The following is a 23,000-nucleotide window of genomic DNA, read 5'->3' on the forward strand; positions in this document are numbered from 1 at the left end:
AGATGAGATCATGCAGGTAGAATCCGTGACGCTCTCGGACAGCGCGGTCCGCCGGATTTCGCGCATCCTGAGCAAGGAGCCCGAGGGCACGTCGTTGCGCGTCAGCGTGGAGGGCGGCGGCTGCTCCGGCTTCCAGTACAAATACGACCTGGTGCGCGAAGCCCCGGCCGACGAAGACCTCGTTCTCGCCAGTGGCGAGGCCAAGGTGCTGATCGATTCCATCTCGCTGCAATATCTCGAAGGGTCGCAGATCGACTTCGTGGACGATCTGATGGGCCAGTCCTTCCAGATCCGCAATCCCAACGCGACCGCCTCCTGCGGCTGCGGCACCAGCTTCTCCATCTGACATCCAGCCGATGCGGATCGCCACCTGGAACATCAACGGGGTCAAGGCCCGCATCGAGGCCCTGACCGCGTGGCTCAAGGAGGCGTCCCCGGACGTCGTCTGCCTGCAGGAGATCAAGTCCGTCGACGAGGGTTTCCCCCGCGAGCCGATCAGCGCGCTCGGCTACAACATCGAGACGCACGGCCAGAAGGGTTTCAACGGCGTCGCGATCCTGAGCAAGCGGCCGATGGAAGACGTTCGGCGCGGCCTGCCCGGCGACGAGCCGGACGCGCAGTCCCGCTTCATCGAGGCGCTGGTGCCCGGCGAAAACGGCATGGTGCGGGTCTGCTCGGCCTACATGCCGAACGGCAATCCGATCGGCACGGAAAAGTTCGCCCTCAAGATCGACTGGCACGCCCGCCTGGAAGGCTGGGCCGCCCGGAAGCTCGAGCTGGAAGAGCCGCTGGTGATCGCCGGCGACTACAACATCATCCCTGAGCCGATCGACACGAAATACCCGGAGAACTGGTCGGGCGACGCGCTCTATCAGCCGGAATCGCGCGAAGCTTTCCGCCGTCTCTGCGCGCTGGGGCTGACGGACGCCATCCGCGCCGTCGATGACAGGCCGGGCGTCTTCACCTTCTGGGATTATCAGGCCGGCGCGTTCCAGAAGAACAACGGCATCCGCATCGACCATCTGCTCCTGTCGCCGGAAGCCTCGGATCTCCTGATCCAGGTCGGCATCGACAAGCACGTTCGCGCCTGGGAAAAGCCGTCGGACCACGTCCCGGTCTGGGTCGAACTCGCGGCCTGAGCGCCCTCACCCGCTTATTCGCAGGAACAGCCGTGGTCGGCGCCGTGCCCGCCGATACCGGTTCCGGTTCGACGCTGCAGCCCTACTGGGCGTCGGCGGACTGGTTCTGGTCCTTGTGGGCCATCCAGTCCTCGGCCAGCGCCAGCGCCGTGCGGCGCTCCGTCTCGTCGGCCGCCGAGAAGGCTTCCTCGTGCTTGGACTGGATGGTCGGATCGCCACGGCCCGTGAGCCGCGCGATGGAGAGCCACATCAGGCCCTTGATCGGGTTGCGGGCAACACCCACGCCCTGGAAGAGCAGCATGCCGAGCTGGGCCTGCGCGCCGGCATGGCCCTTTTCCGCCGCAAGCTTGTACCAGCGCGCCGCCTGACGCGGGCTCTTATCGCCGCCGGTGCCGTTCAGGTACATGCAGGCAAGCTGATACTGCGCCTCGGAATCACCGAAATAAGAAGCGGCGTAGAGATAGTAGCGCCGGGCGCGGTCCACGTCGGCCTCGACGGAACCGGGGATGCCGCGCTGATAATAGGTCCCCAGCGCCACGAAGGCGTCGGCCACGAAGGGAGCGTCCGGTCCGTGCGGATTGCCGTCGGCATAATCGTCGGCGACCTGCGAGAACATCTTCAGCGCCTTGGAATCGTCCTTCGTCACGCCGTCGCCGGTGGCATACATCTGCCCGAGCTTCCAAAGCGCGCCGGCATGGCCCTTGGAGGCGGCATAGTTCAGCGCATCGATGGCCTGCGAGGTGTCGCCCTTCTTGTAGGCGGCATAGCCCGTGCGGAAGGCCTCGCTGGGGCTCATGGAGCCGGGATCGAAGGCATGGGCGACGCCGACCAGGGTGGCGCAGGCGAACAGCATCCCGAGAACCCGGCCCGCGCGCTTGCAGCAGCGGACGACCGAGCGGCCGCGCCCCGCCCGAGTCACGGCAGACGACGCGCCAAGATCCGAAGTTCTGTTAACCGAGTTCCTGCTCAACATCTGAGTCTTCATCACGCCCAACAAACGGAACCCGCAGAGCTGGTCTGCCGAATACTCCGCCAACCGTCCATTTTCCGTTACCGAAAGCATGGAAGAGGCTACCGGAGACTCCTTGCAGGCGCTCAATCTCAAGATCTGCACATGCAGAAACATGGTGCTGACCTGCTCCTTGTTTATGGCTGAAAGGCGGCGTTGTTAATATCTTGCCCGCGGATTCCGGCGGGTTTCAGACTCTGTTGCCGGCCAGCAACAGATTTTCCGGCGAAGCTCCTCCGGCCTCTAACGGCGGGAACCTTTTCAGCTTTCACTTACCATCGCACCAGTTCTCGTCGCGCTCGTGTAAATCCGCAACTCGCCCCCCGGGAAAGCTGAAAGCCCGCTGAAAGCTTCGACAGGCTATGCATTGGCGGCATGCGAGCCATGCACCGCAAGAGTGCCTCAACGCACCGCCCCGAGGAAACGAGCGGCTTCCGCTCCCTGGAGAGTTTCATGAAGAAAATGAACGTCCGAACCGTTCTGCCCGCGCTGGCCTTTGTCGCCGCGTTCGGCGCCATGACCCCGGCCCATGCCGCGGACAAGATCACCATCATCGTCGGCGGCATGGAAAAGCAGATCTACCTGCCGGCCGTTCTCTGCGATCGCCTGGGCTTCTTCAAGGAGCAGGGTCTCGACGTCGACCTGATCAACAGCAAGGCGGGCGTCGAGGCGGAGAACGAGCTTCTCGCGGGCGCCGTTCAGGGCGTGGTCGGCTTCTACGACCACACGGTCGACCTGCAGGCCAAGGGCAAGTTCATCCAGTCCATCGTGCAGTTCAGCCAGGCTCCGGGCGAAGTGGAGATGGTCTCCACCAAGGCCGAGGACGTGAAGTCGCCGGCCGACTTCAAGGGCAAGACCCTCGGCGTCACGGGCCTCGGCTCCTCCACCGACTTCCTGACCCAGTACATGGCGTCCCGCGCGGGGCTCAAGGCGGGCGAGTTCACGCTGCTGCCCGTCGGCGCCGGCAACACCTTCATCGCCGCCATGAAGCAGGACGCGATCCAGGCCGGCATGACGACCGAGCCCACCGTCGGCCAGTTGATCAAGTCCAACACGGCCAAGGTGCTCGTCGATCTCCGCACACCGGAATCGACCGAAAAGGCCCTTGGCGGGCCCTACCCGGCGGCTTCCTTCTACGTGCAGACCAATTGGCTCGAGAGCCACCACGACGAGGCGCAGAAGATCGCCAACGCGCTGGTGAAGACCATGCACTGGATCGCCGGCCACAGCGCCGAGGAGATCGCAGACAAGATGCCGAAGGACTATTATGTCGGCGACAAGGACCTCTACGTGAAGGGTCTGGCGGGCGGCAAGGCGATGTTCACGCCGGATGGCCGGATGCCGGAGAAGGGTCCGGAGACGGTGCTGGGCGTCCTGAAGGGCTTCAGCCGCAACGTCCAGGGCAAGGACATCGACCTGTCCAAGACCTACACGACCGAGTTCGTGGACGCCGCCGCCAAGACGCTCGGCTCCAGCCAGTAAGCGGTCGCCCGACCAACCCCCCGGAATGGATCGGGACCGCTCAGGCCCCGATCCGCAACCGGCTCTAAAAGCCGAACAGAGGCATGTCGGTCCGTGGTGGATCGAAACGACGGCGACATGCCCCGCCGGGCGCCCTTTCTCCGGGTGCCCAAATACTTCGGCCAACTTGGGCACTTCGGCCAGCTCGGCCGCTCCAGAGCAGCCCCAAACGTCCATGCCGACCAGCGCCGCCCGAACGCGGCGGGAGTTCAGCACATGCTTCAGACCAGTCCGGCGGCGCAGTCCGCCTCCACCCGAATCGCACCCGCTGCCTCGTCGGATGTGGCGATCGATCTTTCCAACGTCACGCGCCGCTTCGTGACGCCCGACGGCAAGGCCATGACCGCGCTGCGCGATTTCACCATGACGGTGGCGCGCGGCGAATTCGCCTGCGTCGTCGGGCCGACCGGCTGCGGCAAGTCGACGACGCTGAACCTCATCACCGGGCTTGCCCCGCCGACCGCAGGCGAGGTCCGCGTCATGGGCCAGCCGGTCTCCGGCATTCGGCCCGATATCGGCTTTGTTTTCCAGACGGACGCGCTCTTCCCCTGGCGCAGCGTCCTCGACAACGTCGCGGCCGGTCCGATGTATCGCGGCGCGAGCAGGAAACAGGCCTATGAGAAGGCGCGCGACTGGCTGAACCGCGTCGGGCTCAGCCGCTTCGAGAAGCATTATCCTCACCAGCTTTCCGGCGGCATGCGCAAGCGCGTCGCGCTGGCGCAGACCTTCATCAACGAACCCAAGATCCTGCTGATGGACGAGCCCTTCAGCGCGCTCGACATCCAGACGCGCACGCTGATGCAGGACGAGCTTCTGCGGCTCTGGGAGGATTCCGGCGCCTCCGTGGTCTTCGTGACGCACGATCTGGAAGAGGCCGTGGCGCTGGCCGACAAGGTCTATGTGCTGACCGCCGGACCGGCCACCGTGAAGAGCGTCTACCATATCGACCTGCCGCGGCCGCGCGTGATGGAGGACATCCGCTACGACCCGAAGTTCGTCGAAATCGCCCGCGTGATCTGGGAGGACCTCAAGCAGGAGGTTCATATCGGCCAGAAGCGCACCCTCGAATTCGGCCATTGAGCGGAGACGTCATGAACACCCAGATCGACGCCGCCGCAGTCGGCGCTACCCCTCCTTCCAACGAAGCAGCCCTTGCCAATGCCGCGCAGATCCGCGCGCGCCGGCGGCACAGCTTCGTCATCACCATGCGCATCGTGATCCTGGTCGCCGTGCTCGGCCTCTGGGAACTCGGCGCGCGCTTCGGCGTGATCGACCCCTTCTTCTTCGCCAGCCCCTCCGGGATCTTCGACCAGATCTGGATCTGGATGACGGAAGGCACCTCGCAGGGCCCGCTCTGGCAGCAGATCGCCGTCACGCTGGAAGAAACCATCCTCGGCTTCCTCATCGGCGCGGTGGGCGGCGTGTTCTTCGGCATCCTGCTCGGCCGAAACAAGCTGCTCGCCGACATCTTCAGCGTCTACATCAAGGTCGCGAACTCCATCCCGCGCGTGGTGCTGGGCTCCATCTTCATCATCGCGCTCGGCCTCGGCATGGCCTCCAAGGTCGCGCTGGCCGTGGTGATGGTGTTCTTCGTGGTCTTCGCCAACGCCTTCCAGGGCGTTCGCGAGGCCGACCGGGCGATGATCGCCAACGCGCAGATCCTCGGCGCCTCCCGTTCGCAGATCACCCGCACCGTGATCATTCCCTCGGCGATGAGCTGGATCCTCGCCAGCTTGCACGTCAGCTTCGGCTTCGCCCTTGTCGGCGCCGTCGTCGGTGAGTTCCTCGGCGCCAAGAAGGGCGTCGGCCTGATGATCTCCACCGCGCAGGGCACGTTCAACGCCAACGGCGTCTTCGCCGCCATGGTGATCCTCGCCGTGCTGGCGCTTGTCGTGGAGTTCATCATCACGCTGGTGGAAAAGCGCCTGGTGAAGTGGCGGCCGCAGCCCCTCAGCGAGACGGCCTGAGCGAGAGGACCTGACGGTCCGCCTAGTTCGCCTAACGAATCAGGACCTGCCCGCAACTCCGGTTGCGGGCAGTTTTATTTCCACCAGCAGCCCGCCTTCCGGCGCGTCGTCCAGCCGGGCCGTCCCGCCGGTGCTGTCCAGCACTTCACGGACGATGGCGAGGCCCAGGCCGCTGCCTTCGCCGGACGTCCCGAGCACGCGATAGAAGCGCTCGAACACATGCTCCCGCTCGGCCGGAGGAATGCCCGGCCCGCTGTCGCTTACCGCGAGCAGGACCTGATCGCCGGCGCACTCAACCCGAACGGTGACGCTGCCGCCTTCCGGCGTGTAGCGGATCGCGTTGTCGACGAGGTTTACGATCATCTCGCGAATCATCGTGCCGTCTCCGCGTGTTAGCGCGGTGCCTTCAACTGTTTCATCCACTTCAAGACCGAGGTCGATTCGTCTGGCGAGCGCGGCCTGCATCAGGTTTTCCAGCACCTCGCGGGCGGCCTGGGCGAGATCCACGGGCTCGGCCCGCGGTCGGCGGCTGCCCGGCTCGGCACGGGCCAGCGTCAGGAGCTGCGACGCGAGGCGGGCAAGCTGGCGCGTGCTCACCTGCACCGCCTTCAGCGTTTCGGTTCGCTCACCCCCCTCCGTCTGCCGCAGGGCGAACGCGGTCTGCGTGCTCAGCAAGGCGAGCGGGGTGCGGATCTGATGCGCGGCATTGGCGACGAAACGGCGCTGCGCCGCCATCTGCGCCTGCACCCGGCCCATATGGTCGTTCAGCGCGCCGACGAGCGGCCGCAACTCGCTCTGCACGGAACCGACCGAAAGCGGTGACAGATCCTGCCGTCCTCGCCCCCGCACGGCATTGCGAAGGCGCAGCAACGGAGCGAGGCCCCGCTGCAATCCGACCAGCGCGAGAATGCCGGCGGCACAAAGCAGCAGGAGTTGCTGGCCGAAGGAATGGGCCCAGAGCTGCCGCGTCATGGCACGGTGACTGTTCAGCGTCGTCCCGACGACCACCAGAACGCTGGAATCGTCGCCGGACGCATTGGACGGGTGAGAGAAGGCGATGAGATGCACCGCGCCGCCCCGGTAGATCCCGGCATAGGTGACGGGACGGGCTTCGGTCGCGGGCTCGCGCGGCAGCGGCAAATCGGGATAGCCGGTGAGCAGCCGCCCCGCGCCGGTCTGGACGCGATAATAGACGTGATCATGATGCCCGGTATCGAACATCTCCAAGGCCGCCGGGGGAATCGTCGCCTCGATGATGCCGACATCCGCGCGTGTTGCCTCCGCGATGGAGCGGGCCGAGGCCAGCAACAACTGATCGGTGACGAGGTCCGCCGTTCGCCGGGCCGCGCCGTAGCCGATCCAGACATTGAAGCCCATGACGACCGCGAGCGGCAGCAATATCCAGCCGAGAAGCTGGAGACGGAGGCTCTCAATCCGCATTTTGCAGGAGGTAGCCAAGGCCGCGCAGCGTCATGATCTGCACGCCGCTGCCTTCAAGCTTCTTGCGCAGACGGTGCACGTAGATCTCGATGGCGCTGGTATCGGCGGGATTGTCGAAATCGAAGATGCTTTCCGACAACGCCGCCTTGCTGACGGTCTGCCCCATCTTCATCAAAAGCTGTTCCAGCACGGCGTGCTCGCGCGGGGTGAGCGCAAGCGGCTGGTCGCCAAGCCGGAAGAGTCGCGTGTTGCTGTCGAAGGACAGCGCACCGCAGCTGATCTGCGGATCGGCCCGGCGATTGGCGCGGCGAAGCTGGGCGCGAATGCGTGCTTCCAGCTCCTCCATCTCGAAGGGCTTGGCGATATAGTCGTCCGCCCCCTCGTCCAGCCCGGCGATCCGGCCGCTGAGGCTGGCATTGGCGGTCAGGACGATCACCGGCACGAGATCGCCGCGCTGGCGCAACCGCCGGAGCACGGCAAGCCCGTCGAGCTTGGGCAGCGAAAGATCCAGGATCACCAGCGCGTATTCCGTGACGCCCAGCGCGAGATCCGCGTCCTCGCCGTCATGGACGACGTCGACCACGTAATTGGCAAGACGCAGGTTCCGAGCCAGCCAGCCGGCAAGCTCGCGATTGTCCTCCACCAGGAGCAGGCGCATGAACGGGATTCTCCTCAGCCCGAGGCTTAGCGCGTCTTGCCCCTTCCCGTCACCCCGCCGTGATCCCGCCCACATCGGACAGGATCGTGCTAGACGGAGGAAAAGGAGCGGGAATGCAGGTCATCTCTGTAAACGTCGGCAAGGCGACGGAACTCGGGAAGCCACGGGGCACGACGCTGACGGGCATCTTCAAGGAGCCGGTCAGCGGGCCCGTTGGTTTCGAGCCGGAGGGTGTGGCCGGTGATTTCATCGGCTGGCGCAAGGGCCACGGCGCCCCGGCCCGCGCCGCGTATCTCTATCCCCGCGAGCACTATGCCGGTTGGTGCGCTTTCTTCCGCACCGACGGGTTGCCGGACGGCTATCTCGGCGAGAACCTCACAACTGAGGGGCTCACGGAAGCGACGGTCGCCATCGGCGATCGCCTGCGGATCGGCGAGGCGGAACTCCTTGCCACCTGCCCTCGCACGCCCTGCGCCACCTTCACCGCCAGGGTCGGCAACGGCAAGGCCGGTTCGTTCATGATGGATCGGGGCTGGACCGGGATCTATTTCGCCGTGACGAAGCCGGGCCCGATCCGGGCAGGTGACCGCATCGAAGTGCTGGAGCGCGATCCGGCCGGCATCCCCGTCTCGGCGTGCGTCGCCGCGCTGGCGAAACGCGGTACGCCGGACCTTCTTGCGCGGCTGGTTGCCCATCCCGTGCTGCCCGACGATCTCCGCCGCACCCTGAAACGGATGCAGGATCGGGAAAGCATGGCCGGCTGAGCCCTACCAGTGCAGGACGACGCGGCCTTTCAGCTGCTGGTCGAGCAGTGGCGAGGCGAGATCCTGCACATCCTCGAACGGATGCAGATGCATCATGGCGGCCAGATGCTCACGGTCCAGGTCCCGCGCCAACCTCTCCCATGCCCGAAACCGTTCCACCTGGGGTGACATGACGGAATCGATGCCGAGCAGGCTCACCCCGCGCAGGATCAGCGGTGCGACGCTTGCCGGCAAATCCATGGATTGCGCCAGCCCGGTCACGGCGACTGCGCCGCGCCTTTGCAGCATCGAAACGACATTGGCGAGAATCTTGCCGCCCGCCACGTCGATGGCCGCGCGCCACCGCTCCTTGCCGAGCGGTCGGGGGTCGCCTTCCAGCTCAGCCCGATCAAGGATCGCGGAAGCCCCGAGATCGCGAAGATAATCGCCTTCCGCCGGACGCCCGGTCGCGGCGACAACCTCGAAACCGGCCTTGGCAAGAAGCGCCACCGCATGACCGCCGACCCCGCCGGTGGCGCCGGTGACGAGCACCGGCCCCTCGCCCGGCCTGATGCCGAAAGCCTCGAGCGCCTGAACGGCGAGCATCGCCGTGAAACCGGCCGTGCCCGTCGCCATGGCCTCGACTTCCGACAAGCCCTCGGGCAGCCGCACCAGCCATTCCGGCTTCAGCCGCGCAATCTCGGCGAAAGCGCCCCAATGCACCTCGCCGATCGACCAGCCGGTGGCGATTACCTTCTCGCCGGGCAGGAACGTGCCGCTGCGGTCGCTGAGCACGGTCCCGACCATGTCGACACCCGGCACGACCGGGAATTTGCGAAGGATCGGCGAGCGCCCGGTGAGCGCCAGCGCGTCCTTGTAGTTCAATGCGGAGTGGCTGACCCGGAGGGTGACTGGCTCGTCCGGGAAATCGCCTTCAGGGAGGTCCGACCAGTGCCCGTCGTCCTTGCTCTTGAACAGCAACGCCTTCGGCATGGTCGTCCTCCGCCTGAATGGCCGAACTTACCGCCCGGCCAGAGCCACCGCAATCTGCGCGGCAAGCGCCGCATTGTTGCGGATCAGCGCGATATTCGCCCGGAGACTCACGCCTTCGGAAAGCTCGTTGATCCGCTGCAGCAGGAACGGCGTTACTTCCTTGCGCGCGATGCCCTTCTCTTCCGCCTCACGCACCGCGGCCTCGATCGTCGCGTCAATGTCGGCGGAAGCGAGCGCATCGGCCTCTGGGATGGGATTGGCGATCAGCAGCCCCGTGCCGGATCCGAGCTGGCGATGAAGGTGGATGGCACCGGCGATATCGGCGGGGCTGTCGAGGCGATGATCCACCTTCTCGCCGCTCGTGCGGCTGAAGAAGGCCGGGAACTCGTCCGTCGCGTAGCCGATCACCGGCACCCGCTGCGTTTCCAGCACTTCCAGCGTCTTCGGAATGTCGAGGATGGACTTCACGCCGGCGCAGACCACGGCCGTCCCGGTCTGGCCCAGTTCGGTAAGGTCGGCGGAGATGTCGAAGGTACTCTCCGCGCCCCGATGCACGCCGCCGACGCCGCCGGTCGCAAAGATGCGGATGCCGGCAAGTTCCGCGATCCGCATCGTGGCGGAAACGGTGGTGCCGGCCGACTGGCCCCGCACCATCACGGCCGCCAGATCGCGGCTGGAAGCCTTCACCACCTGCTGGTTCTGCGCGAAGCTGTCCAGAAGATCCGCGTCGAGCCCGACGCGGATCTCTCCCGCGATCACCGCGATGGTGGCGGGGATGGCGCCATGGTCGCGCACGACGTCCTCGACCGATCGGGCGGTCGCGAGGTTCTCCGGATAGGGCATGCCATGCGAGATGATGGTGGATTCCAGCGCCACGACAGCCGCGCCACGCGCCAGTGCTTCGCGAACTTCGTCGCTGATCCGCAGAAGGGAAGAGTTCAGTGCTTCGGCCATTTACGCCTCGATTGCCTGGGATTCGGATGAAGGAATGAGAAGGTCGGCCAGCAACCCCGGCGAAAGACCGGGATGCACGCTGGCCTCGGTTTCGGTGGTGAGCGCGGCGAGGCGCGCGCCGATCCGCGCGGCGGAAAAGATGTCGTCGCCGCTGACCAGCCGTTGCAGCGTCCCGGCGATCAAGGCGTCGCCCGCGCCGGTGACATCGACGGGGATTGCCGGGGGTGCGGGAAGATGGCGGATCTCGCCGCCGGCTGCGACGACCAGCCCTTCCGCGCCCATGGTCAGCACCACCGAGCCTGCTCCGGCTGCGCACAGGGCCTGCGCGACCTGCTGGGGCGGGCGGTCGCCTTTGTCTCCCCGTTCCGCCAGATAGGTCTCGGCCTCGTCGCGATTGAGAAACAGCACATCGATTCCGGAAAGATCGGACGGCAGCTTCAGGACCTTGGCGCGGGACACGGCATCGACAGCAAGCCCGAACCGCGCCGACTGTGCGCGGCGGATCAGGTTACGAATCACGTCGGCGGACGGATTGCAGTCCCCGAAGACCCACGCGGAAGCCGCGAGATGCGGCCAGCTCCGCTCCAAATGGGCAGGTTCGAGCGTGTCGAAGATCGCCATGTCCGCCAGCCCGAGAACCAGATCGTGATCCGGCCCCAGCACGGCGACGTATTCCGCAGTTGGCAGGGAAGCATGCGCGAAAACCTGCGAGACATCGGCGCCGAGGTCGCCCAGATGCCGGAGGACGGCGCGACCGTTCTCGTCGTCACCGACCGTGGAGAGAAGGCTCGTGCGGACGCCGAGCCGGACAAGGTTTTCGGCGACGTTGCGGGCCACCCCGCCGAAGCTTCGTCGCGCCTCCACCGGATTGGAGGTTTCGGGAATCAAGGGACGTCGGGCGTGATATTTCCGGTCCACCGTCGCACCGCCGATGCAGGTTACGCGCATCGGCTCCGGCAGCATATAGCCGCGCCCAAGGATGTGGCCCTTCTGGATCAGTTGTACGATGTGGGCCGCCACAGTGGACCGAGCCAAACCCAAGGCCTCGGCAATTTCGCTCTGCCCCATGAACGGGTTGCCTGAGATCGCCGCCAGAACGGCCTTTTCCTGCACGCCTAACTGATCCACCAGCAGCCCTCCTAACATCTGTTTAGTCCGGCAACAGGTGTTTTTACAAGCGACCGACGACGGATTCTCATCTTCACGGAACTTTTTCGCTGCCGCGTTGAACCACTCCGGAACAGAACCGTTCATCCGAATGCCCAGTCGCGGTTTGTAGCGGATGAGCACCCCACACCGGCAGATGAGCGGAGCAGGCAGGATGGATGACCACGGAATGTCGCGGCGCCAACTCGTTCGGGCTGCGATGAAGGCGCCTTACCTCGAACGCGAGGAGGAGCACGATCTCGCCGTGCAGTGGAAGGAGCAGAACGATTCCGAAGCACTGCACCGGCTGACCTCCGCCCATATGCGGCTGGTTATCTCTATCGCCTCCCGCTTCCGGCATTTTGGCCTGTCGATGTCCGACATGATCCAGGAGGGCCATGTCGGGCTCCTGGAGGCCGCGAGCCGTTTCGATCCAGAACGCGAGGTTCGCTTCTCCACCTACGCGACCTGGTGGATCCGCGCCTCGATCCAGGATTACATTCTCCGCAATTGGTCGATCGTGCGCGGCGGCACATCCTCGGCGCAGAAGGCCCTCTTCTTCAATCTGCGCCGCCTGCGTGCCCGTCTCACGGCCGGCGAAGCCGAACCGGACCGCAACCTCTACGACCAGATCGCCCAGACCATCGGCGTCTCGCGCGACGACGTCGCTCTCATGGACGCCCGGCTTTCCGGCCCCGACCTGTCCCTGAATGCGCCGCTGGTGGAGACGGATGGCTCCAGTGCCGACCGGCAGGATTTCATCGCCGACAACCGTCCCTTGCCCGATGAAATCGTCGGCGACGACATCGACCGCGAGCGCCGCGTGATCTGGCTGAACGATGCCTTGCACGCTCTGAACGACCGCGAACTCCGCATCGTGCGGGAACGACGGCTGACGGAGGATGGTGCGACCCTGGAATCGCTCGGGCAGCAACTCGGCATTTCCAAGGAGCGTGTCCGCCAGATCGAGACGCGAGCGCTGGAAAAGCTGAAGCACGAGCTCATCAAGCAGAACCAGGACCATAGCGCCTTCGTCTGAGACGCCGACCCGACGAAAACGCCCCTTTACGAAGAAAGCCCCGCGGCGCGCCGCGGGGCTTTTCCTGTTCAGTATATGCGCCCGCCAATCAGGCGGGCAGGATCCAGCGCTGCACGTCCTCAAGGTCGCTGACCCGCTGCCGGGCCGTCGTCCGCGTGATGTAGTCGATGCCGGTATTGTCGGCATCTTCCCGGCTCACGCGAATGCGCTCCGAGAGGTAATCGGAGGTCATCTGCTCCGCGCCCATTGCCTCGTCGGCCAGGATCGTCAGGCCCGACGCATTGATATCCACAAGCCCGCCGCCCACGAAGAACCGCGTGACGGTACCGGACTGCGCCTTGATCTCGATGACACCCGGACGCAGCGTCGTCATCAGCGGCGCGTGATTGGCCAGCACGGTGAGGTAACCCTCCGTGCCCGGCACCACGACCGACTCAACGATCTCCGAGAAGAGCAGACGCTCAGGAGATACGAGGTCGAACTTCAGCCCGTCGGCCATGCTTCAGTCCCCCTGCCCGATCAAGCCGCCTGAGCGAGCTTGTTGGCCTTCTCAATCGCTTCCTCGATGGTGCCGACCATATAGAAGGCAGCCTCCGGAAGATGATCGTAGTCGCCGTTCACCAGGCCCTTGAAGCCCTTGATGGTGTCGGCGAGGTCGACGAGCTTGCCGGGCGAACCGGTGAAGACTTCGGCGACGAAGAACGGCTGCGACAGGAAGCGCTCGATCCTGCGGGCGCGGGAAACCGTCTGGCGATCTTCCTCCGACAGTTCGTCCATGCCGAGAATGGCAATGATATCCTGCAGTGCCTTGTAGCGCTGCAGCGTGGACTGCACGCGGCGGGCGATCTCGTAATGCTCGTCACCGACGACGCGGGGGTCGAGCATACGCGAGGTGGAGTCCAGCGGATCCACGGCCGGGTAGATACCCTTTTCGGCGATCGAGCGGGACAGAACCGTCGTCGCATCAAGATGGGCGAAGGATGCCGCGGGCGCCGGATCGGTCAGATCGTCGGCGGGCACGTAAATGGCCTGCACCGAGGTGATCGAACCCTTGGTCGTCGTGGTGATGCGTTCCTGCAGTGCGCCCATGTCCGTCGCGAGCGTCGGCTGGTAGCCCACGGCCGAAGGAATACGGCCGAGCAGAGCGGACACTTCCGAACCCGCCTGCGTGAAGCGGAAGATGTTGTCCACGAAGAACAGCACGTCCTGGCCTTCGTCGCGGAAGTGTTCGGCAACCGTCAGGCCGCTGAGCGCGACGCGGGCACGAGCGCCCGGGGGCTCGTTCATCTGACCGTAGACGAGTGCGGCCTTGGAGCCTTCGCCACCGCCGAGCTTGTTCACGCCGGACTCGATCATCTCATGGTAGAGATCGTTGCCCTCGCGGGTGCGCTCGCCGACACCGGCGAACACCGAGTAACCGCCGTGCGCCTTGGCGACGTTGTTGATAAGTTCCATGATCAGCACGGTCTTGCCGACGCCGGCGCCGCCGAACAGGCCGATCTTGCCGCCCTTGGCATAGGGCGCCAAAAGGTCGACGACCTTGATGCCGGTGACGAGGATCTCGGCTTCCGTCGACTGGTCCACATAGGCCGGCGCGGGCTGGTGGATGGCGCGACGCGCGGCCGTGGTCACCGGACCCGCTTCGTCAACAGGCTCGCCGATCACGTTCATGATGCGGCCGAGCGTCTCCAGGCCCACCGGCACCATGATCGGGGAACCGGTGTCGGACACCCGCTGGCCACGAACCAGACCTTCGGTCGTGTCCATGGCGATGGTGCGAACCGTGTTCTCACCGAGGTGCTGAGCGACCTCGAGAACGAGGCGGTTGCCCTGGTTGCTGGTCTCCAGGGCGTTCAGGATTTCCGGCAGGTGGGCATCGAACTGCACGTCGACGACGGCGCCGATAACCTGCACGACCTTGCCAGATCCCTGCATCTCTCCGTTGGCCATAATCTTCCTCACTCGTTCACGGCGCGCGCTCAGAGCGCTTCGGCACCGGAGATAATCTCGATCAGTTCCTTGGTGATCTGCGCCTGACGCTGCCGGTTGTAGGACAGCGAGAGGCGGTTGATCATGTCACCGGCGTTGCGGGTCGCGTTATCCATGGCGCTCATCTGAGCACCGTAGAACGAGGCCGCATTTTCCAGAAGCGCATGGAAGATCTGGATCGCGATGTTACGCGGCAACAGATCCGCCAGAATGTCTTCCTCGCTCGGCTCATACTCGTAGAGCGCCGCTTCCGCGTTTACCGTCGCAGCCGTCGGCAGTTCCGCCGGGATGATCTGCTGGGCGGTCGGGATCTGCGCGATCACCGACTGGAAGTGCGAGAAGAACAGGGTCGCGACATCGAACTCGCCGGCGCCGAACATCTCCAGCACGCGCCGCGCCACCGAACGCGCCTCGCTGTAGGAGATCTGCTTCACACTGCGGAAGCTGACGTTTTCAACGATTTCGTTCGGGAACTCGCGACGCAGCGAGTCGTAGCCCTTCCGGCCGACCGTGAAGATCTTCACGGTCTTGCCCTCGGCCTTGAGCCGGCGGGCATGATCGCGGGCCAGGCGGGCGATCGACGAGTTGAACGCGCCGGCAAGGCCGCGCTCGCCCGTGCAGACGACCAGCAAGTGCACGTCGCTCTTGCCAGTACCCGCGAGCAGCGGAGACGCGTCGGGCGAACCCGCGGTGGACGCCGCGATGTTGGCCAGAACGGCACCCATGCGCTCGGAGTATGGCCGCGCAGCGACCGCAGCCTCCTGTGCGCGGCGGAGCTTGGCCGCCGCGACCATCTGCATGGCCTTGGTGATTTTCTGCGTCGCCTTCACCGAAGCGATGCGATTTCGCAGATCTTTTAGGCTCGGCATCCCGCCTGTCCTTGCGTTAAGGGCGGATTACGCGAAGATCTTCGCGTAATTGTCGATCACCGACTTGAGCTGCGAACGGATGGCGTCGGTCAGCTGACCTTCGGTCCGGATCGAGTCGAGGACGCTCTTGTGCTCGGTACGCAGCAGGCTGAGAAGCCCCTGCTCGAACGCGCCGACCTTGTTGACCGGCAGCGGATCCAGATAGCCGTTCACGCCGGCATAGATCACCGCGACCTGCTCTTCCGTCTTCAGCGGCGAGAACTGCGGCTGCTTCAGGAGTTCCGTCAGGCGCGCGCCACGGTTCAGCAGTCGCTGCGTGGATGCGTCCAGATCGGACCCGAACTGCGCGAAGGCCGCCATTTCGCGGTACTGCGCCAGCTCGCCCTTGATGGAGCCAGCAACCTGCTTCATCGCCTTGATCTGCGCGGCGGAACCGACGCGGGACACCGACAGGCCGACATTCACGGCCGGGCGGATGCCCTGGTAGAAGAGGTCCGTCTCAAGGAAGATCTGGCCGTCGGTGATCGAGATCACGTTGGTCGGGATATAGGCGGACACGTCGTTCGCCTGCGTCTCGATGATCGGCAACGCGGTCAGCGAGCCGGCGCCATGCGCGTCGCTCATCTTGGCCGAACGCTCGAGCAGGCGCGAATGCAGGTAGAACACGTCGCCCGGATAGGCCTCGCGGCCCGGCGGGCGGCGCAGCAGCAGCGACATCTGACGGTAGGCCACGGCCTGCTTGGACAGATCGTCATAAGCGATCAGCGCATGCATGCCGTTGTCGCGGAAATATTCACCCATCGCGCAGCCGGCGAAGGGCGCGAGGTACTGCATCGGCGCCGGATCGGAAGCGGTCGCCGCCACGACGATGGAATATTCCATCGCGCCGCGCTCTTCCAGCGTCTTCACCAGCTGCGCCACGGTGGAGCGCTTCTGCCCGATCGCGACGTAGATGCAGTAGAGCTTGGCGCTTTCGATGTTCTGGTCGAAAGCGGCCTTCTGGTTCAGGAAGGCATCCAGAATGATCGCCGACTTGCCGGTCTGGCGATCGCCGATGACCAGCTCGCGCTGGCCCCGACCGACCGGGATCAGCGCGTCGATCGCCTTGATGCCCGTGGACATGGGCTCGTGGACGGACTTGCGCGGAATGATGCCGGGCGCCTTGACGTCGACGCGGCGAAGCTCGTCGGACACGATCGGGCCCTTGCCGTCGATCGGGTTTCCGAGAGCGTCGACGACGCGGCCCAGCAGACCCTTGCCGACGGGAACTTCAACGATCGCGCCGGTCCGGCGGACGGTGGAGCCCTCGTTGATGCCACGGTCGGGCCCGAAGATCACGACGCCGACATTGTCGGCTTCGAGATTGAGGGCCATGCCACGCACGCCGTCGTCGAACTCGACCATCTCGCCGGCCTGGACATTGTCCAGACCGTAAACGCGCGCAATGCCGTCGCCGACCGACAGGACCTGACCGACCTCGGAGACCTCAGCCTCCTGGCCGAAGTTGCGGATCTGCTCCTTCAGGATGGAGGAGATTTCTGCGGCTCGAATGTCCATCAGCCGACCTCTTTCAGACGGGTTTTCATCATCATCAGTTTACTACGAAGCGACGAGTCGATCATCCGCGATCCCACTTTGACGACGAGGCCACCGAGGATCGCCGGGTTGACCGACAGGTCGAACGCGATTTTCTTGCCGAGCTTCTGGCTCAGGATCGCACGAAGGGATTCCTGCTGCTCCGCGCTCAGCGGATGGGCGGACGTCACCTTTGCCGTCACCTCCCCGCGCGCATCGGCCATCAGCACCTCAAAGGCGGCGATGATTCCCGGCAGCGTGAAAAGCCGGCGGTTGTGTGCCACGAGGCGCACGAAGTTTCCGGTCAGCCCCGTGATCCCCGCGCGATCGGCGATCGCCCCGATTGCCTTCTCCTGCTCCCGCGGAAGAAAGGTCGGGCTCTCGATCAAGCGACGAAGGTCGGCGCTGTCGGCAAGCATGGTGCGGAAGCTCTTGAGGTCAGCCTCGACGCTGTCCAAAGCCGACTGCTCTCGAGCCAAGTCGAAGAGCGCGGAAGCGTAGCGTTCAGCTACACCGGAAACGGAAGAATTTCGATCCGTCACGCGCGGTTTCTCTTCTTTCCGGCCCATGAATGGGCCCGCCTGTTGGTAATACGTAGGCTTTCGCTCGAGCCGTGGCCGAGCGACGCATGCGGTCGTCTAGCACAGCGTTTATCCCCGAGGCAACACGCTCTCGCCGCAATTCCGGGGAGACCCGCCCACCTTGCGCAAACGACTGAAATGCCTCGCCTTATAGTAAGGACGCCGTTGCTTCACAGGAAGCTCATCGGGTCGATGTCGACGGCGACATTGACGCTGCCGCGTGCCCGGGGGGCGGCTTGCAGCCACGCGCGGAGCCAGGAATGCAGCAGCGAGGCCGATTCCGACTGGGCGAGGAGCCGGAAACGGTGACGTCCGCGCAGCACGGCGAACGGCGCCTCAGCCGGACCGAGGAGTGCGACGGCGGGCTCGACCGGAGCCATTCGCGCCATGGCCTGCGCATGCGCCTGGGCGGTCGGCCTGTCTCCGGCACTGACGATGATCGCGGCGAGCCGGCCGAAGGGCGGCAGGCGGCCGCGCCGGCGAATCTCCGTTTCCTGCGCGTAGAACGCCTCGCGGTTGCCGGAAACCAGCGCCGCGATCACGGGATGCTCCGGCGCGTAGGTTTGCAGCAGACCGCGACTGGCCTGCCCCGCCCGCCCCGCGCGTCCCGTCACCTGTGTCAGCAGCTGAAACGTCCGCTCCGCCGCGCGCGGATCGCCGTTCGCGAGTCCCAGATCGGAATCGACCACTCCGACCAGCGACAGGCCGGGGAAATTGTGACCCTTGGCAACGAGCTGCGTGCCGATGACGATGTCCGCCTCGCCCCTGGCGATCGCGTCCAGTTCCAGCCGCAAACGCTGCGCCCCGCCCGGCATGTCGCTTGAGAGCACCAGCGTCCGCGCCTCGGGGAAGCGATGAACCACCTCCTCCTGCAGCCGCTCCACGCCCGGCCCGCACGCCACGAGACTGTCTTCCGCTCCGCAGCTCGGACAGAGCTCCGGCCGCCGCTCCTCATGGCCGCAATGATGGCAGCCCAGGATACGCCGGAAGCGGTGATCGACAAGCCAGGTCGAGCAATTCGGGCAGGCCATGCGATGGCCGCACGTCCGGCAAAGCGTCAGCGGAGCGTAGCCGCGTCGGTTGAGGAAGAGCAGCGACTGCTTCTTCTCGCCGAAAGCCTCGGTCATGGCTTCCACCAGCGGCGGGGCAAGCCAATGCAGCCGCTCCGGCGGATTGGTCCGCAGGTCCACCACGGAGACGGCCGGCGGCGCCGCGCCGCCGAATCGGGCGGGCAGGCGAACATGGGCGTAGCGACCGCGATCGGCGTTCACCCGGGTTTCGACCGAGGGGGTGGCGGAGGCGAGAACCACCGGCGCGTCGGCCAGCCTCCCGCGCACCACCGCCATGTCGCGGGCGTTGTAGGTGACGCCCTCTTCCTGTTTGTAGGCGCCCTCGTGCTCCTCATCGACGACGATCAGCGCGAGATCGCGGAAGGGCAGAAACAGCGCCGAGCGCGCGCCGACGACCACCCGCGCCTCCCCGGATGCCGCATCGCGCCACACGCGCTCGCGCCCCTTCGCGCCGACCTCCGAATGCCATTCGGCCGGCCGCGCACCGAAGCGACGGGCGAAGCGGTCGAGGAACTCGCCGGTAAGCGAAATTTCCGGCAGCAGCACCAGCGCCTGGCGCCCTTCCCGCAGCACCTGCGCCAGCGCCTCGAAGTACACCTCTGTCTTGCCCGAACCTGTGACGCCGTCGAGCAGCGTCGTGGAAAAGCTCCCGGCCTGAACCGAGGCGACCAGGGTTTCGGCGGTCGACGACTGGATTTCGGAAAGACCGGCCGGCTTGTGGTCGGGGTCCAGACCGGCCGAGGGCGAACGCGGCGTCATTTCCACAAGCTCGAGCGTTCCCGCCTGCACGAGACCATCCACCACGCCGGTCGACACCCCGGCGGTGGCGGCCAGCCCGGCCTTGGCCCAGGCAAGACCATCGGCCGCGATCTCGATGACGCGGCGGCGGGCGGGCGTCACCCGGTCCGGCGGCGGGCCGGCGAGCCGCACACCCACCAGAGTGCGCTCCGGCTCCAGCGCATTGGGGGAGCGCAGCACCATCCGCAGCACCATGCCGAGCGGACTGAACGTGTAGTTCGCCAGCCATTCCACGAAGCGGAGCAGCGATTCCGGCAATGGCGGCAGGTCGTAGATGCGCGCGACTTCCCGGAGCTTGCCCTCCGGCACGTCGTCCACCTCCCCCGGCCAGACGCAGCCCAGCACATGGCGCGGCCCGAGCGGCACGACGACGACCGTGCCGGGCGCCAGCGGGCGATCGGCCGCATAGGTATAGGGACGGCCGACCGCTACCGGAACCAGCACGGAAACGGGATGCAGGGTGGTCACGAGATGCTTTTCCGAGCGGGGCAAAAAGGATTCGGCTGACGCGAACGACTCATTCCTTTAGAAAGGCTCCTCAATAACCCAGCCGCAACCCGCCATCAGGAAACGCCATGAAGTTCTTTGTCGATACCGCTGACACCAATGAAATCCAAGACCTCGCCGAAGCCGGTCTCCTGGATGGCGTGACGACCAATCCGTCGCTGATCATGAAAGCCGGCCGCCCCTTCAAGGAAGTGATCGCGGAGATCTGCAAGCTCGTTCCCGGCCCGGTCTCGGCCGAGGTGACGGCGCTGGATGCGGAAACCATGATCGCCGAAGGTCGCCATCTCGCCGAGATCGCGGAGAACGTCGCCGTCAAGGTGCCGCTGACCTGGGACGGGCTGAAGGCCTGCCGCACGCTGTCGAACGAAGGTCACATGGTGAACGTCACGCTCTGCTTCAACGCGACCCAGGCGCTGATGGCCGGCCGTGCGGGCGCGACCTTCGTTTCCCCCTTCATCGGCCGCATCGACGACCTCGGCAATGACGGTATGGAACTGATCTCCGAAATCCGCCAGATCTACGACAACTACGACTACATCGAGACGCAGATCCTCGCCGCCTCGATCCGTACGCCGAACCACGTCAAGATGTCTGCGCTCGCCGGCGCCGATGTCGCGACCGTTCCCCCCGCCGTTCTCCGCTCCCTCGTGAAGCACCCGCTCACCGACAAGGGCATCGAGACCTTTGTCGCGGACTGGGCCAAGACCGGCCAGACCATCCTGTGAGCAACATCCTCGAACACGCGATCCTCGAAGTCCGTCCCGGGCAGATCGCCGAGTTCGAGACCGCTCTCGCCCAGGCGATCCCGCTGATTGCGGCAACGCCCGGGTTTCTCGGGATCTCGGTTCGGCCCTGCGTGGAAAGGCCGAGCCGCTATCTCCTCCTGGTCCGCTGGGAGACGGTGGCGGCCCACGAGGTCGGCTTCCGCCAGTCCGATCGCTACGAGCGCTGGAAGGAACTGCTGCACCGGTTCTACGATCCGGCTCCGACCGTCGAGCATTACGGCCCGCCGATCGTGACGGAAACGGGTAGCTGACCGGGCAGATCGTGCCGCCCTCGCGCTCTTCGGCGGCTGATGCCCGCGCGAGCGTGGCCGGCGCGGTCCCGTCCTCGATCTCAGCCGATCCGCCGCCTCCTTGGAGGCCATTGCCCGGCGACCAGATCGCCACGTAACGTTCCGGCGTGACGTGGTTGCAGATCCGCCCCTCGCAAAGGCCGCCCCGGCCGGACATCATCCAAGCCCCGCCAAATTACCAAAGACGGGATCACGCGCCCCCGGGCCCGCTTTCTTCTCGTCGGACAAAGCACCGTCCGAACCGCCGACGTCTGACAGTCACCAGATCGCTTTCGGGCTCCACGAAGCCGAAGGCCGCCCACCCTGCGCGACCTGCCTCGTCACCTCGGAGACTCCACCGCGGGACAGCATTCAGGAATGCGAAAAGGCCGGACGCGCGGCCCGGCCTTTCCTCCAAATATCGGCAAATCGTCAGACGCTCAGGCCTGCGCGGCGACCTTGGTGTCCCGGCCCTGCCGGTCGTGCTTCAGCCGTTCCGCCACCAGGAAGGCCAGTTCCAGCGCCTGATCGGCGTTGAGGCGCGGATCGCAATGCGTGTGGTAGCGGTCGGAAAGATCCGTCTCCGTCACCGCGCGCGCACCGCCCGTGCATTCCGTGACGTTCTTGCCGGTCATCTCGATATGGATGCCGCCGGCATGCGTGCCCTCGGATGCGTGGATATCGAAGAAGCGGTCGACTTCCCGCAGCACGAGGTCGAAGGGGCGGGTCTTGTAGCCCGTTGCCGCCTTGATCGTGTTGCCGTGCATGGGATCGCACGACCAGACGACCGAACGCCCTTCCCGCTCCACCGCGCGGATCAGCGCCGGCAGCTTGTCGCCGACCTTTTCCGCGCCGAAGCGCGCGATCAGCGTCAGTCGGCCCGCCTCGTTCTTCGGGTTCAGCGCATCGATGAGCTTGAGCAGGTTGTCCGGCTCCAGCGAGGGGCCGCACTTCAGACCCAGAGGGTTCCTCACGCCGCGGCAGAACTCGATGTGGGCGTGGTCGATCTGGCGTGTGCGATCGCCGATCCAGATCATGTGGCCGGAGGTCGCGTACCAGTCGCCGGTCGTGGAATCGACGCGGGTCAGCGCCTGCTCGTAGCCCAGCAGCAACGCCTCGTGGCTGGTGAAAAACTCCGTCTGCCGCAGCGTCGGAGTGGTTTCAGAGTCGAGCCCGATCGCCCGCATGAAGCCGAGCGTTTCGGTGATGCGATCGGCCAGCGCCGTATAGCGCTCGCGCATCGGGCTTTCCGCCACGAAGCCCAGCATCCACTGGTGCACATGCTCAAGGTTGGCGTAGCCGCCCTGCGCGAACGCGCGCAGCAGGTTCAGCGTCGCGGCCGATTGCCGGTAGACCATCTCCTGCCGTGCCGGATCGGGCGTGCGGGATGCCTCGGTGAAGTCGATGCCGTTGATCACGTCGCCGCGGTAGCTCGGCAGCACCACGTCACCCTGCCGCTCGATGTTCTCCGAGCGAGGCTTGGCGAACTGCCCGGCGATCCGGCCGACCTTCACGACAGGCGAGGCCGCGCCAAAGGTCAGCACCACCGCCATCTGCAGGAACAGACGGAACAGGTCGCGGATGTTGTCCGCGCCATGCTCGGCGAAGCTCTCGGCGCAGTCGCCGCCCTGCAGCAGGAAGGCCTCGCCCGCCGCCACATCGGCCAGCTGCTTCTTCAGCTTTCGCGCCTCGCCTGCAAAAACGAGCGGCGGATAGGTGGCGAGACGAGCCTCGACAGCCTCGAGCGCCTCGGCATCCGGATAGTCCGGAACCTGGACGATCGGCTTGTTCCGCCAGCTCATCGGTGTCCACTTCTCACTCATCACTCGCTCCGCTCGGCTTCGCTCGATGCACTCCTGCGTGCCTTGCTTGTTTGGAAAGGATCGGTGAAGCATTCGGCGCTTCACGCGCGCTCCTCATATAGGATCGCGGGCAGTCCGACCAGTGA

22 protein-coding genes are annotated in these 23,000 nt (G+C 65.6%); 9 read left to right on the top strand and 13 right to left on the bottom strand.

Translation table 11 applies throughout. From position 1 onward, the window contains the following. The first annotated feature begins 10 nt into the window (after window positions 1-10). Both erpA and xth read left to right on the top strand, forming a co-directional pair. Window positions 11-346: an iron-sulfur cluster insertion protein ErpA gene (gene erpA / locus BMY25_RS04465; RefSeq protein WP_092495407.1), complete on the top strand. Its 336-nt coding sequence runs from the start codon at window positions 11-13 to the stop codon at window positions 344-346. Between the two features lie 10 nt (window positions 347-356). Further along, window positions 357-1,139 carry an exodeoxyribonuclease III gene (xth, locus tag BMY25_RS04470; protein ID WP_092495408.1) on the top strand — a complete coding sequence of 261 codons (783 nt, stop codon included), beginning with the start codon at window positions 357-359 and terminating at the stop codon, window positions 1,137-1,139. Window positions 1,140-1,221: 82 nt separating this feature from the next. On the opposite strand, the gene BMY25_RS04475 is transcribed toward xth, so the two are convergent. After that, on the bottom strand, window positions 1,222-1,992 hold the full coding sequence (locus BMY25_RS04475) for a tetratricopeptide repeat protein (protein ID WP_092495409.1): 771 nt from the start codon (window positions 1,990-1,992) through the stop codon (window positions 1,222-1,224). A 609-nt stretch (window positions 1,993-2,601) separates the two neighbouring features. On the opposite strand from BMY25_RS04475, the gene BMY25_RS04480 reads away from it, so the two are divergent. The 3 genes from BMY25_RS04480 to BMY25_RS04490 all read left to right on the top strand — a co-directional run bounded on the left by BMY25_RS04480 (window position 2,602) and on the right by BMY25_RS04490 (window position 5,636). Then, window positions 2,602-3,630 carry an ABC transporter substrate-binding protein gene (locus BMY25_RS04480; protein ID WP_177176703.1) on the top strand — a complete coding sequence of 343 codons (1,029 nt, stop codon included), beginning with the start codon at window positions 2,602-2,604 and terminating at the stop codon, window positions 3,628-3,630. A 255-nt stretch (window positions 3,631-3,885) separates the two neighbouring features. Beyond that, a complete protein-coding gene (locus BMY25_RS04485; RefSeq protein ID WP_092495410.1) occupies window positions 3,886-4,749 on the top strand; it encodes an ABC transporter ATP-binding protein in 864 nt (287 codons plus the stop codon). 11 nt (window positions 4,750-4,760) lie between these two features. Next, window positions 4,761-5,636, top strand: a complete 876-nt coding sequence (locus BMY25_RS04490; RefSeq protein WP_092495411.1) for an ABC transporter permease — start codon at window positions 4,761-4,763, stop codon at window positions 5,634-5,636. A 39-nt stretch (window positions 5,637-5,675) separates the two neighbouring features. Here BMY25_RS04490 and BMY25_RS04495 read toward each other — a convergent pair whose 3' ends face one another. Together BMY25_RS04495 and BMY25_RS04500 are read right to left on the bottom strand one after the other, a co-directional pair. Then, window positions 5,676-7,076 (bottom strand): sensor histidine kinase, encoded by a 1,401-nt coding sequence (locus BMY25_RS04495; protein ID WP_092495412.1) that lies wholly within the window; start codon window positions 7,074-7,076, stop codon window positions 5,676-5,678. Beyond that, window positions 7,066-7,734 (bottom strand): response regulator, encoded by a 669-nt coding sequence (locus BMY25_RS04500; protein ID WP_092495413.1) that lies wholly within the window; start codon window positions 7,732-7,734, stop codon window positions 7,066-7,068. Before BMY25_RS04500 ends, BMY25_RS04495 begins: the two co-directional genes overlap by 11 nt. Window positions 7,735-7,847: 113 nt before the next feature. Here BMY25_RS04500 and BMY25_RS04505 point away from each other — a divergent pair, with 113 nt between their 5' ends. Beyond that, complete coding sequence (locus tag BMY25_RS04505) at window positions 7,848-8,498, top strand: MOSC domain-containing protein (RefSeq protein WP_092495414.1); 651 nt, start codon at window positions 7,848-7,850, stop codon at window positions 8,496-8,498. A 3-nt stretch (window positions 8,499-8,501) separates the two neighbouring features. Here the strand turns inward: BMY25_RS04505 and BMY25_RS04510 are convergent, their stop codons facing one another. The 3 genes from BMY25_RS04510 to BMY25_RS04520 are packed head-to-tail and all read right to left on the bottom strand — an operon-like array spanning window position 8,502 to window position 11,678. Continuing rightward, a complete protein-coding gene (locus BMY25_RS04510; RefSeq protein ID WP_092495415.1) occupies window positions 8,502-9,470 on the bottom strand; it encodes an MDR family oxidoreductase in 969 nt (322 codons plus the stop codon). Between the two features lie 27 nt (window positions 9,471-9,497). Next, window positions 9,498-10,424 carry a pseudouridine-5'-phosphate glycosidase gene (locus tag BMY25_RS04515; RefSeq protein WP_092495416.1) on the bottom strand — a complete coding sequence of 309 codons (927 nt, stop codon included), beginning with the start codon at window positions 10,422-10,424 and terminating at the stop codon, window positions 9,498-9,500. Then, complete coding sequence (locus BMY25_RS04520; protein WP_238858158.1) at window positions 10,425-11,678, bottom strand: carbohydrate kinase; 1,254 nt, start codon at window positions 11,676-11,678, stop codon at window positions 10,425-10,427. Between the two features lie 67 nt (window positions 11,679-11,745). Here BMY25_RS04520 and BMY25_RS04525 point away from each other — a divergent pair, with 67 nt between their 5' ends. Continuing rightward, entirely contained in the window at window positions 11,746-12,609 is an 864-nt protein-coding gene (locus BMY25_RS04525; RefSeq protein WP_238858159.1) for an RNA polymerase factor sigma-32, read from the top strand. Window positions 12,610-12,697: 88 nt separating this feature from the next. On the opposite strand, the gene BMY25_RS04530 is transcribed toward BMY25_RS04525, so the two are convergent. The 6 genes from BMY25_RS04530 to BMY25_RS04555 form a co-directional block, all read right to left on the bottom strand. Then, window positions 12,698-13,108, bottom strand: a complete 411-nt coding sequence (locus BMY25_RS04530; protein WP_092495419.1) for a F0F1 ATP synthase subunit epsilon — start codon at window positions 13,106-13,108, stop codon at window positions 12,698-12,700. A 20-nt stretch (window positions 13,109-13,128) separates the two neighbouring features. After that, window positions 13,129-14,559, bottom strand: a complete 1,431-nt coding sequence (atpD, locus tag BMY25_RS04535; protein ID WP_092495420.1) for a F0F1 ATP synthase subunit beta — start codon at window positions 14,557-14,559, stop codon at window positions 13,129-13,131. A gap of 29 nt (window positions 14,560-14,588) precedes the next feature. Then, window positions 14,589-15,467 carry a F0F1 ATP synthase subunit gamma gene (locus BMY25_RS04540; protein WP_092495421.1) on the bottom strand — a complete coding sequence of 293 codons (879 nt, stop codon included), beginning with the start codon at window positions 15,465-15,467 and terminating at the stop codon, window positions 14,589-14,591. A 27-nt stretch (window positions 15,468-15,494) separates the two neighbouring features. Then, complete coding sequence (atpA, locus tag BMY25_RS04545) at window positions 15,495-17,024, bottom strand: F0F1 ATP synthase subunit alpha (protein ID WP_092495422.1); 1,530 nt, start codon at window positions 17,022-17,024, stop codon at window positions 15,495-15,497. Beyond that, complete coding sequence (locus BMY25_RS04550; protein WP_177176717.1) at window positions 17,024-17,584, bottom strand: F0F1 ATP synthase subunit delta; 561 nt, start codon at window positions 17,582-17,584, stop codon at window positions 17,024-17,026. Before BMY25_RS04550 ends, atpA begins: the two co-directional genes overlap by 1 nt. Window positions 17,585-17,793: 209 nt before the next feature. Continuing rightward, a complete protein-coding gene (locus tag BMY25_RS04555) occupies window positions 17,794-19,959 on the bottom strand; it encodes a primosomal protein N' (protein ID WP_238858160.1) in 2,166 nt (721 codons plus the stop codon). A 107-nt stretch (window positions 19,960-20,066) separates the two neighbouring features. Here BMY25_RS04555 and fsa point away from each other — a divergent pair, with 107 nt between their 5' ends. Both fsa and BMY25_RS04565 read left to right on the top strand, forming a co-directional pair. Further along, window positions 20,067-20,723, top strand: coding sequence for a fructose-6-phosphate aldolase (fsa, locus tag BMY25_RS04560; RefSeq protein ID WP_092495425.1), 657 nt, complete (start codon window positions 20,067-20,069; stop codon window positions 20,721-20,723). Next, window positions 20,720-21,034, top strand: coding sequence for an antibiotic biosynthesis monooxygenase family protein (locus tag BMY25_RS04565; protein WP_092495426.1), 315 nt, complete (start codon window positions 20,720-20,722; stop codon window positions 21,032-21,034). Before fsa ends, BMY25_RS04565 begins: the two co-directional genes overlap by 4 nt. A gap of 458 nt (window positions 21,035-21,492) precedes the next feature. On the opposite strand, the gene BMY25_RS04570 is transcribed toward BMY25_RS04565, so the two are convergent. After that, a complete protein-coding gene (locus tag BMY25_RS04570) occupies window positions 21,493-22,875 on the bottom strand; it encodes a class II 3-deoxy-7-phosphoheptulonate synthase (RefSeq protein WP_092495427.1) in 1,383 nt (460 codons plus the stop codon). Window positions 22,876-23,000: the final 125 nt, after the last annotated feature.

Origin of the sequence: Faunimonas pinastri, from assembly GCF_900110915.1 — a bacterium.
GTDB lineage: Bacteria > Pseudomonadota > Alphaproteobacteria > Rhizobiales > Afifellaceae > Faunimonas > Faunimonas pinastri.

Coding starts and splice junctions, on each gene's coding strand:
- xth (WP_092495408.1), top strand. CDS start 357: ATGCGGATCGCCACCTGGAACATCAACGGGGTCAAGGCCCGCATCGAG.
- fsa (WP_092495425.1), top strand. CDS start 20,067: ATGAAGTTCTTTGTCGATACCGCTGACACCAATGAAATCCAAGACCTC.
- BMY25_RS04525 (WP_238858159.1), top strand. CDS start 11,746: ATGGATGACCACGGAATGTCGCGGCGCCAACTCGTTCGGGCTGCGATG.
- BMY25_RS04485 (WP_092495410.1), top strand. CDS start 3,886: ATGCTTCAGACCAGTCCGGCGGCGCAGTCCGCCTCCACCCGAATCGCA.
- BMY25_RS04490 (WP_092495411.1), top strand. CDS start 4,761: ATGAACACCCAGATCGACGCCGCCGCAGTCGGCGCTACCCCTCCTTCC.
- BMY25_RS04500 (WP_092495413.1), bottom strand. CDS start 7,734: ATGCGCCTGCTCCTGGTGGAGGACAATCGCGAGCTTGCCGGCTGGCTG.
- BMY25_RS04495 (WP_092495412.1), bottom strand. CDS start 7,076: ATGCGGATTGAGAGCCTCCGTCTCCAGCTTCTCGGCTGGATATTGCTG.
- BMY25_RS04570 (WP_092495427.1), bottom strand. CDS start 22,875: ATGAGTGAGAAGTGGACACCGATGAGCTGGCGGAACAAGCCGATCGTC.
- BMY25_RS04520 (WP_238858158.1), bottom strand. CDS start 11,678: ATGAACGGTTCTGTTCCGGAGTGGTTCAACGCGGCAGCGAAAAAGTTC.
- BMY25_RS04475 (WP_092495409.1), bottom strand. CDS start 1,992: ATGCTGTTCGCCTGCGCCACCCTGGTCGGCGTCGCCCATGCCTTCGAT.
- atpA (WP_092495422.1), bottom strand. CDS start 17,024: ATGGACATTCGAGCCGCAGAAATCTCCTCCATCCTGAAGGAGCAGATC.
- atpD (WP_092495420.1), bottom strand. CDS start 14,559: ATGGCCAACGGAGAGATGCAGGGATCTGGCAAGGTCGTGCAGGTTATC.
- erpA (WP_092495407.1), top strand. CDS start 11: ATGCAGGTAGAATCCGTGACGCTCTCGGACAGCGCGGTCCGCCGGATT.
- BMY25_RS04530 (WP_092495419.1), bottom strand. CDS start 13,108: ATGGCCGACGGGCTGAAGTTCGACCTCGTATCTCCTGAGCGTCTGCTC.
- BMY25_RS04480 (WP_177176703.1), top strand. CDS start 2,602: ATGAAGAAAATGAACGTCCGAACCGTTCTGCCCGCGCTGGCCTTTGTC.
- BMY25_RS04515 (WP_092495416.1), bottom strand. CDS start 10,424: ATGGCCGAAGCACTGAACTCTTCCCTTCTGCGGATCAGCGACGAAGTT.
- BMY25_RS04510 (WP_092495415.1), bottom strand. CDS start 9,470: ATGCCGAAGGCGTTGCTGTTCAAGAGCAAGGACGACGGGCACTGGTCG.
- BMY25_RS04540 (WP_092495421.1), bottom strand. CDS start 15,467: ATGCCGAGCCTAAAAGATCTGCGAAATCGCATCGCTTCGGTGAAGGCG.
- BMY25_RS04505 (WP_092495414.1), top strand. CDS start 7,848: ATGCAGGTCATCTCTGTAAACGTCGGCAAGGCGACGGAACTCGGGAAG.